The 2500-nt window shown below is 51.1% G+C and carries 1 rRNA gene (cut by a window edge); it reads left to right on the top strand.

Annotated features, from left to right (window positions below):
• A 23S ribosomal RNA gene (locus FFS09_RS08335) occupies positions 1–2488 on the top strand; it begins 391 nt to the left of the window's first position.
• Positions 2489–2500 lie beyond the last annotated feature (12 nt).

The following is a 2500-nucleotide window of genomic DNA, read 5'->3' as shown; positions in this document are numbered from 1 at the left end:
CTGTCTGAATATGGGGGGACCATCCTCCAAGGCTAAATACTCATCATCGACCGATAGTGAACAAGTACCGTGAGGGAAAGGCGAAAAGAACCCCGGGAGGGGAGTGAAATAGATCCTGAAACCGCGTGCTTACAAAAAGTAGGAGCCTCGAAAGGGGTGACTGCGTACCTTTTGTATAATGGGTCAGCGACTTACATTCAGTGGCAAGGTTAACCGAATAGGGAAGCCGTAGAGAAATCGAGTCCGAATAGGGCGATTCAGTCGCTGGGTGTAGACCCGAAACCAAGTGATCTATCCATGGCCAGGATGAAGGTGCCGTAACAGGTACTGGAGGTCCGAACCGACTAGTGTTGCAAAACTAGCGGATGAGCTGTGGATAGGGGTGAAAGGCTAAACAAACTTGGAAATAGCTGGTTCTCTCCGAAAACTATTTAGGTAGTGCCTCAAGTATTACCGTCGGGGGTAGAGCACTGTTTTGGCTAGGGGGTCATGGCGACTTACCAAACCAAGGCAAACTCCGAATACCGATGAGTACAGCTTGGGAGACAGAGCACCGGGTGCTAACGTCCGGACTCAAGAGGGAAACAACCCAGACCGCCAGCTAAGGTCCCTAAAATTGGCTAAGTGGGAAACGAAGTGGGAAGGCTAAAACAGTCAGGATGTTGGCTTAGAAGCAGCCATCATTTAAAGAAAGCGTAATAGCTCACTGATCGAGTCGTCCTGCGCGGAAGATGTAACGGGGCTAAGCCAGTTACCGAAGCTGCGGATTTGCAATTTATTGCAAGTGGTAGGAGAGCGTTCTGTAAGCCTGTGAAGGTGTCTTGTAAAGGATGCTGGAGGTATCAGAAGTGCGAATGCTGACATGAGTAGCGTTAAAGGGGGTGAAAAGCCCCCTCGCCGTAAGCGCAAGGTTTCCTACGCAACGTTCATCGGCGTAGGGTGAGTCGGCCCCTAAGGCGAGGCAGAGATGCGTAGCTGATGGGAAACAGGTCAATATTCCTGTACCGATTACAAGTGCGATGTGGGGACGGATCTTAATAGGTTATCCGGCGGTTGGATGTGCCGGTTTAGACAGATGTAGGCGACACGTAGGCAAATCCGCGTGTCATATACCGAGGCTGTTGATCGAGCGAGCTTGCTCGCGAAGTAACTGAACGAGGTCCCAGGAAAAGCCACTAAGCTTCAGCTTGTAATTGACCGTACCGCAAACCGACACTGGTGCGCGAGATGAGTATTCTAAGGCGCTTGAGAGAACTCAGGAGAAGGAACTCGGCAAATTGACACCGTAACTTCGGAAGAAGGTGTGCCCTAGTAATGTGATGAGAACATCTGAGCATGAATGGGTTGCAAAAAATTGGTGGCTGCGACTGTTTATTAAAAACACAGCACTCTGCAAACACGAAAGTGGACGTATAGGGTGTGACGCCTGCCCGGTGCTGGAAGATTAATTGATGGGGTGCAAGCTCTTGATCGAAGTCCCAGTAAACGGCGGCCGTAACTATAACGGTCCTAAGGTAGCGAAATTCCTTGTCGGGTAAGTTCCGACCTGCACGAATGGCGTAACGATGGCCACACTGTCTCCTCCTGAGACTCAGCGAAGTTGAAATGTTTGTGATGATGCAATCTCCCCGCGGAAAGACGGAAAGACCCCATGAACCTTTACTGTAGCTTTGTATTGGACTTTGAACAGATCTGTGTAGGATAGGTGGGAGGCTTTGAAGCAGGGTCGCTAGATCTTGTGGAGCCAACGTTGAAATACCACCCTGGTGTGTTTGAGGTTCTAACCTAGGTCCATTATCTGGATCGGGGACAGTGCATGGTAGGCAGTTTGACTGGGGCGGTCTCCTCCCAAAGTGTAACGGAGGAGTTCGAAGGTACGCTAGGTACGGTCGGACATCGTGCTAATAGTGCAATGGCATAAGCGTGCTTAACTGCGAGACTGACAAGTCGAGCAGATGCGAAAGCAGGACATAGTGATCCGGTGGTTCTGTATGGAAGGGCCATCGCTCAACGGATAAAAGGTACTCTGGGGATAACAGGCTGATACCGCCCAAGAGTTCATATCGACGGCGGTGTTTGGCACCTCGATGTCGGCTCATCTCATCCTGGGGCTGTAGCCGGTCCCAAGGGTATGGCTGTTCGCCATTTAAAGAGGTACGTGAGCTGGGTTTAAAACGTCGTGAGACAGTTTGGTCCCTATCTTCCGTGGGCGCTGCAGATTTGAGGAAGCCTGCTCCTAGTACGAGAGGACCGGAGTGGACGCACCTCTGGTGTACCGGTTGTCACGCCAGTGGCATTGCCGGGTAGCTAAGTGCGGAAGAGATAACCGCTGAAAGCATCTAAGCGGGAAACTCGTTCCAAGATGAGATCTGCCGGGGCCTTGAGCCCCCTAAAGAGTCGTTCAAGACCAGGACGTTGATAGGTCAGGTGTGGAAGCGCAGTAATGCGTTAAGCTAACTGATACTAATTGCTCGTGCGGCTTGACCCTATAACTTTGATG

This window comes from Hydrogenophaga sp. 2FB (genome assembly GCF_005503365.1).
GTDB lineage: Bacteria > Pseudomonadota > Gammaproteobacteria > Burkholderiales > Burkholderiaceae_C > Hydrogenophaga.
The sequence above is the reverse complement of the archived record's forward strand: the minus strand, read 5'-3'. Positions and strand labels throughout refer to the sequence as shown.